Here is a 7213-nt window from a genome sequence, read left to right as displayed (position 1 = left end):
CAGGCCTTGCGCGCGCCGCTCGCTCAGGCGCTCGACCAGGTGCGCGGGCTGTTCGTGCCTGACGAGTTCGACGCGGCACGCAGCGAGCGGCAATTCCGCCTGATGATGCCCGACCTGGCAGTCGAGCTGCTGATGCCGCCGCTCATGGAGAAGGTGACGCGTCTTGCGCCCAACGTCCGCGTCGACGTCGTGCCGTGGCGGGGATCAGCGATCTTCCACGCCGAATTCGCCCGCACCATCGACCTCGTGATCTCGATTGGCAATGCCTTCAAGGGTTTTCACCGCCAATTGCTCTACACCGATAGCGACGCGCTGGCGGTGCGGCGCGGCCACCCGATGGCTACGAAGCTGAAGCGGCGCGAAACCTTCCTGGCCGCACGCCACGTCGGCGTGATCATTCGCGGCAGCAACGAGGATTTGATCGATACCTGGCTGCGAGCCAAGGGAATCGAGCGGCACATCTCGCTGGTCGTCTCAGGCTATCTCGAAGCGCTGCACGTCGCTGCTCGTACCGACCTCGTCGCCTTCGTGCCGCGCCGGCTGATCGCAGCGCTGTCGAAACAACTCGGCCTCGTCGCGGTGACGCCGCCGCTCGACCCAGGGATCGACGAGCAGTTCATGTTCCATCCAACCCGCGCGCAGATGGACCCCGGCTCGATCTGGCTGCGGCGGCTGATGCTGGAAACGGGACGGGAGCTGGAGCAAGCCAAACGCAAGCTATCGTAGGGTGGGCAAAGCGACTTGTCCGCCGTAGCTCGAAGAGCGAAGGCGGAAGCGTGCCCACCCTCTGTCGCGATCGGGAAAAGATCGTGGGCACGGCGCTACGCGCCTTTGCCCACCCTACGAAGCCGCCGCGCCGTTACGCCTTCTGCGCGGCCATCACCTTTGCCACGGCGGGGCGGTCCGACATGCGCTTGAAGTGATCGGCGATCTTCGGCGTTGCGTTGATGTCGACGCTGTCGCCTTCGAGCCAGGTCGAAAGGGTGTAGAGATAGGGATCGCAGATCGTGTACTGATCACCCATCACCCAGGGTCCCCGAAACATCTTTTGCTCCATCAGCGCGAAGCAGGCGGCCATGGTCTGCGGGACCTTAGCCTTCATGTCGGCGAACGAGCTCTCCTCCGTCGCCCAGCGCGCGCCGCGCATCTTGTGGGCATGGTTGATATGCACGGTCGAGCAGAGATAGGAGTTGAACGACTGCACCTGGGCGAAGTCGAAGGGATCGTCGAGCGGCGCGAGCTTCGCCTTGGGGAACGTCTGCGCGAGGTAGGCCAGCATCGCCGGCGTCTCGGTGAGGACACCGCGATCGGTCACCAGCGCCGGCACGCGGCCCTTCGGATTGATCGCGAGATAGTCCGGGCTGGTCTGCTGGTTGTCCTTGAAGCTCAGCCGCTCGGCCGTGTAGTCGGCGCCGGCCTCCTCCAGCGTGATGTAGGTGGCGAGCGCGCAGGTGCCGGTGGCGTAGTAGAGCTTGAGCATGTCGGACCTCATGGGAAAACCCGAGGTTAACGGCCCCTCGCCGCGCCGTCCATAGGGACCTCTTCGCAGTTGCCCACGGCGGCCCGGCCGTGCCAAGACGCCGTCAATCGAAGGGGGAATTTGTCATGACCGTACTCATCGCCGGTGGCGGTATCGGCGGGTTGACGCTTGCGCTCAGCCTGCACCAGATCGGCGTTCCCGTAAAAGTGTTCGAGAGCGTCGCCGAGCTGAAGCCGCTCGGCGTCGGCATCAACGTGCTGCCGCATGCGGTGCGTGAGCTGATCGAGCTGGGCTTGATGGACAAGTTGGACGCCAGCGGCGTGCGGACCCGTGAGCTCGCCTATTTCTCCAAGCACGGCAAGCCGATCTGGAGCGAGCCGCGCGGGCTGGAAGCCGGCTATAAATGGCCGCAATTCTCGATCCATCGCGGCACGCTGCAGCAGCTCCTGCTCGACACCGCGGTCGAGCGGCTCGGCCGAGAGAACATTCTCACCAGCCACCATCTGACCGGCTGGAGCGAGACGGCCGAGGGCGTGCGCGCCGACTTCATCGACAGGGCAACCGGCAAGGCCGCGGGAACTTACGACGGCGCGATCCTGATCGCCGCCGATGGCATCCATTCCGCCGCGCGCGAAAAGCTCTATCCGGGCGAAGGCCCGCCGATCTGGAACGGGCGCATCCTCTGGCGCGGCGTCACGCCGGCAAAAGCCTTCCTCACCGGCCGCACCATGATCATGGCCGGGCACGAGATCCTGAAATTCGTCTGCTATCCGATCAGCAAGGCGCCGGACGCGTCCGGCGATCATCTGATCAACTGGGTCGCCGAGCGCCACATGCCGCCGACCTATCAATGGCGGCGCGAGGACTACAACCGCACCGCGCGGCTCGAGGAGTTTCTGCCCTGGTTCGAGAGCTGGCAATTCGACTGGCTCGACGTGCCCGGCCTGATCAAGAACTGCCCGCACGCCTATGAATATCCGCTGGTGGACCGCGATCCGGTCTCGCAATGGACCTTTGGCAAGGTCACGCTGATGGGCGATGCCGCGCACCCGATGTACCCGATCGGATCGAACGGCGCCTCGCAGGCGATCCTCGATGCCCGCACCATCACCCGCGAGATTCTCGCGCATGGACCGACGACCGCGGCGCTGCTCGCCTATGAGGCCGAGCGCCGGCCCGCAACCACCGACCTCGTCCTGCTCAACCGCAAGAACGGCCCCGAACAGGTGATGCAGCTCGTCGAGGAGCGCGCGCCCGACGGCTTTGAGGTCGTCACCGACGTGCTGTCGCAGCAGGAGCTGGAAGACATCGCCGCCAACTACAAGCGCGTCGCGGGATTCCAGGTGGAAGCGTTGAACGCGAAGCCGCCGATCGTGAGCAAGGACGCCAGGCGGATTGAGACGTGAGTTTCTGCACCAGGCGAGATGCGCATGACTGTGCCCTCGCCCTTGTGGGAGAGGGCGGCGACGCCGGTAGACACAACCTCACTTGGGTGAGAGGTCTCTCTCGGCGCGCGCATCTCGCGATTTGAATCCGCGGAGAGATACCTCTCATCCGGCGCTTCGCGCCACCTTCTCCCACAAGGTGAGAAGGGGTACCGCATGCGCGACGAGACTATTTTCCGACCACCCTCGCCGCTTCCAGCAGCCGCTCGCTCGCGCTCGCCGTCGCCAGCACGGTGCCGTCTTCGGACATCAGCTTGCCCTCGACGAACGCGATGGTCTTGCCGAGTTGCGTCACCTTGGCCTCGCCGACGATCGGTCCCGGCCTTGCGGGGCTGAGGAAATTCACGGTCATGCTGATGGTCGTCGTGTAGAGCCGGCCCTCGCTCATCACCAGCACGGCGGGGCCCATGGTGTCGTCGAGCATGGCCGAGAGCATGCCCCCCTGGATGAAGCCGGCGGGATTGCAGAACTCCGGCTTGCCCTCGAAGGCGAGCTTGATCCAGCCCTCCTCGGGGCGGGCATCGAGCAGGCGCCAGCCGAGCAACTCGGCGCAGGGTGGCCTTGGAAAGTTGTCGAGCGCGGTCTTGACCATGGTAGCCTCCGTTGCCGTCAACCGATAGCGCAAGCCCTGCTGACGGCATAGTGTCAGCAGATCCAGTCCTAGAGATCCAATCCGTGCGCGATCACCTTGCGCATGACGTTGGGCAGCGCTTCGCCGGCAAGGGTTGCGATCGGGACCCAGCGCATGCCCTCGGGCGCGCGCGTCCGGGCGTCGGCCTTGGCAGTGTAGATCACCAGCTCCAGCGGAAAATGCGTGAAGACGTGGTTGACCACGCCCAGCTTGCGCTGCCAGCGCGACAACCCCTTCAGTGTGGGAGCCTGCTGCTTCGCGGCCGCATCATCCTGGCCGGCGAGCCAGTCCGAGCCGGGCACTTCCGTCATGCCGCCGAGCAGGCCCTTCTCCGGCCGTGAGCGGACGAGCAACTCGTCGCCGCGCGTGACGACGAAGGCGGCGCCGCGGCGGAGCGTCCCGCTCTTCTTCGGCGCCTTGCGCGGGAATGACTCCTGCGTGCCTCGTGCACGCGCGGTGCAATCCTCAGTGAACGGGCACAGCGAGCAGGCCGGCTTCTTCGGCGTGCAAATCGAGGCGCCCAGATCCATCAGCGCCTGCGCGCTATCGCCGGCGCGAGAGTTTGCCAGCAGCGTCGATGCCAGTTGCTGGATCAGCGGCTTGGCCTGCGGGAGCTCTTCTTCAACTGCAAAGAGCCGAGACACCACGCGCTCGATATTGCCATCGACCGGCATGGTGTGACGATCGAAGGCGATCGCCGCGATCGCCGCCGCCGTGTAGGGCCCGATGCCCGGCAGTGCACGCAGGCCCTCCTCGGTGTCGGGAAAGGTGCCGCCATGGTCGCGCGTCACGGCGACCGCGCAGGCATGGAGGTTGCGTGCGCGCGAATAATAGCCGAGCCCGGCCCACATCCGCAGCACGTCATCCTGTGAGGCCCGTCCGAGCGCGCTAACCTCAGGCCAGCGCGCAACGAATTTTTCGAAATAGGGGCCGACCGCCTTCACCGTGGTCTGCTGGAGCATGATCTCCGACAGCCAGACGCGGTAAGGATCCGATGCCTCTCCAGGCGCCGCGCGCCAGGGCAATCGGCGGCGGTGGCGGTCGTACCATTGCAGAAGTGCGATCGGGCGCGACGAGGTCTCCGCCTGACTCGGTTCCGATTTCGCCTTCAGTGCGGATTTCGGGCTCATGCGCCCACTGTAGCGGCCTCGTGGCGATCACTCCACGTCATGCCCGCGCTGGTCGCGGGCATCCACGTCTTTTCTTCGCGGAAGAACGTGGATGGCCGGGACAAGCCAGGACAAGCCCGGCCATGACAACCCGGGACTGTGTGGCTTGCGTCCGGAAGTGCTATAACGATCCATGTCCAAATTCCCTCCCAAACCCGGTCCGATCAGCGCCAAGCCGCTCGGGATCCTGCTCAATGACGTCTTTGCCGAGGCCTATGCCAAGCAGGGCTTTGCCGCGCGCGAGCTGGTGACGCGGTGGGCGCAGATTGCCGGGCCGGAGATCGCAGCTCATGCCGAGCCGCTGAAGATGCAATGGCCGCGGCCGGTGGAGGGCCAGCCGCAGGAGCCGGCGACGCTGGTGCTGCGGGTCGAGGGGCCGATGGCCCTTGAGATCCAGCATTCCGCCGACGTGATCCTGGAGCGCGTCAACCGCTTCTTCGGCTGGAACGCGGTCGGCAAGCTCGCCTTCCGCCAGGCCCCGCTGTCGCGTGCCCGGCGGCCGGTGCGACCCGGCCCGCCCGATCCCCAATCGGTAGCCAAGGTGGCGGAGAGCCTCGGCGACATCGAAGATGAACAACTGAAGACGGCGCTGGCGCGGCTAGGGGCCGCCATCAAGCGAAATTGAGCCTCATTCCGCCGCTAATCTGGACCTGTCCGTAGCGCTCGCCATTGCCTCAAACGACGTTTCGAGCTAGCGACAGGCCGCCCGGCGGGAACTCCGGGCAAGACCTTGCCAATCCGGGAGCCGACCGTGATCATCACCCGCCGCGCCTTCACCACGATGCTGTCGCTGACCGGGCTTGCCGCGCTCGCCGGGTTCTCTCCGCTGCGCTTCGTCTCTGAGGCCATGGCACAGTCGGCCGGCGATGTAGCGAAGCCCGTGTCGCTGCCCGACATGGCGCTCGGCCCGAAGGATGCCGCCGTCACCATCACCGAATACGCCTCAATGACCTGCCCACACTGCGCCGCCTTCAATGAGCAGGTGTTCCCGAAGATCAAGAAGGAATACATCGACACGGGCAAGGTGCGTTACATCTTCCGCGAGTTCCCGCTCGATATCAAAGCCGCCGCCGGCTCGATGCTGTCGCGCTGCATCGCCAAGGACGACGCGCCCAAATACTTCGCGGTCACCGACATGCTGTTCCGCCAGCAGAACGACTGGGTGATGAAGAACACCACCGAGACCCTGACGCGGATCGGCAAGCAGGCCGGCCTCACCCAGCAGCAGGTCGAAGCCTGCCTGAAGGACCAGGCGCTGCTCGACAAGATCGCCGCCGACCAGAAATATGCCAGCGACGTGTTGAAGGTGGATTCGACGCCGACCTTCTTCATCAACGGCGAGAAGATCAAGGGCGAGACCTCGTTCGAGGATTTCGCCAAGAAGATCAATCCGCTGCTGAAGAGCTGATTCGCACGCGACAATCCTGATTCGCGCATCTAAAGCCGTATCTTTCCCGGGATAAATCCCTTGGGAAAAGCGGCTTTCGCCGGTTGCCCTCGCGGCGCACCACGGCCATTGTCCAGCCGCATGAGGCGCCTCGCGCGACTCACCCAGAGAGCGACATTGCCTTCCATGGTATTGTCCCGGCAGGGGGATTCGCGCCTGCCAACAGAGATGCGTGCTTATGAAAATCACCCGCCTGCGCCTTCACGGCTTCAAGTCCTTCGTTGAGGCCACGGACTTCGTCATCGAGCCCGGCCTGACCGGCGTGGTCGGCCCCAACGGTTGCGGCAAGTCGAATCTCGTCGAAGCGCTGCGCTGGGCGATGGGCGAGACCTCGTACAAGTCGCTGCGTGCCGCCGACATGGACGCGGTGATCTTTGCCGGCTCCGGCAACCGTCCGGCGCGCAACCACGCCGAAGTGACGATGACGATCGACAATTCCGATCGCACCGCGCCGGCGGCGATGAACGACAGCCAGTTGCTCGAAATCTCCCGCCGCATCGAGCGTGAAGCCGGCTCGGTCTATCGCATCAACGGCCGCGACGTGCGCGCCCGCGACGTGCAGATCCTGTTCGCGGATGCCGCTACGGGCGCGCGTTCGCCGGCTCTCGTCCACCAGGGCAAGATCGGCGAAATCATCCAGGCCAAGCCCGAGCAGCGCCGCCGCGTGCTGGAAGACGCCGCCGGCGTTGCAGGCCTGCATGCCCGCCGTCATGAGGCCGAGCTGCGGCTGAAGGCCGCCGAAACCAACCTCACCCGTGTCGAGGACGTGATCGGCCAGCTCGCAGGACAGATGGAAGGCCTGAAGAAGCAGGCCCGCCAGGCCGTGCGTTATCGCGAGGTCGCGGCCAAGGTCCGCAAGGCCGAAGCCACCCTGTTCCATCTGCGCTGGATCGGCGCCCATGCCGACGTCAACGAATCCGGCCAGACCCACGATCTCGCCGTCCGCGAGATGGCCGAGCGCACCCAGCACCAGGCCGAAGCCGCCCGCATCCAGGCGATCCGCGCTGCCGAAATGCCGGCTCTGCGCGATGCCGAAGCGCG

General features: G+C 65.5%; 8 protein-coding genes. 5 read left to right on the top strand and 3 right to left on the bottom strand.

Translation table 11 applies throughout. The features are described 5' to 3' along the window. Positions 1–726: LysR substrate-binding domain-containing protein (locus tag MOV74_RS26800; protein WP_246929483.1), on the top strand; the 726-nt coding region annotated here is incomplete at its 5' end. A gap of 133 nt (positions 727–859) precedes the next feature. On the opposite strand, the gene MOV74_RS26795 is transcribed toward MOV74_RS26800, so the two are convergent. Then, on the bottom strand, positions 860–1480 hold the full coding sequence (locus MOV74_RS26795) for a glutathione S-transferase family protein (RefSeq protein ID WP_246929480.1): 621 nt from the start codon (positions 1478–1480) through the stop codon (positions 860–862). Positions 1481–1605: 125 nt separating this feature from the next. Between MOV74_RS26795 and MOV74_RS26790 the strand changes: the two genes are divergently transcribed. Next, positions 1606–2886, top strand: coding sequence for a flavin-dependent oxidoreductase (locus MOV74_RS26790; protein WP_246929477.1), 1281 nt, complete (start codon positions 1606–1608; stop codon positions 2884–2886). A 208-nt stretch (positions 2887–3094) separates the two neighbouring features. On the opposite strand, the gene MOV74_RS26785 is transcribed toward MOV74_RS26790, so the two are convergent. Together MOV74_RS26785 and mutY are read right to left on the bottom strand one after the other, a co-directional pair. After that, positions 3095–3517: a PaaI family thioesterase gene (locus MOV74_RS26785; protein WP_246929476.1), complete on the bottom strand. Its 423-nt coding sequence runs from the start codon at positions 3515–3517 to the stop codon at positions 3095–3097. Positions 3518–3585: 68 nt separating this feature from the next. Next, positions 3586–4686 carry an A/G-specific adenine glycosylase gene (gene mutY / locus MOV74_RS26780; protein ID WP_246929475.1) on the bottom strand — a complete coding sequence of 367 codons (1101 nt, stop codon included), beginning with the start codon at positions 4684–4686 and terminating at the stop codon, positions 3586–3588. A gap of 172 nt (positions 4687–4858) precedes the next feature. Here mutY and MOV74_RS26775 point away from each other — a divergent pair, with 172 nt between their 5' ends. The 3 genes from MOV74_RS26775 to MOV74_RS26765 all read left to right on the top strand — a co-directional run. Further along, entirely contained in the window at positions 4859–5350 is a 492-nt protein-coding gene (locus tag MOV74_RS26775) for a DUF721 domain-containing protein (RefSeq protein WP_246929471.1), read from the top strand. Positions 5351–5476: 126 nt separating this feature from the next. Further along, on the top strand, positions 5477–6133 hold the full coding sequence (locus tag MOV74_RS26770) for a DsbA family protein (protein WP_246929470.1): 657 nt from the start codon (positions 5477–5479) through the stop codon (positions 6131–6133). 217 nt (positions 6134–6350) lie between these two features. Continuing rightward, positions 6351–7213 (top strand): AAA family ATPase (locus MOV74_RS26765; RefSeq protein ID WP_246929465.1); only part of this gene is annotated, 863 nt, incomplete at its 3' end.

Origin of the sequence: Bradyrhizobium sp. SHOUNA76 (assembly GCF_023006445.1) — a bacterium.
GTDB lineage: Bacteria > Pseudomonadota > Alphaproteobacteria > Rhizobiales > Xanthobacteraceae > Bradyrhizobium.
This window is presented reverse-complemented; position numbering and strand designations above follow the sequence as displayed.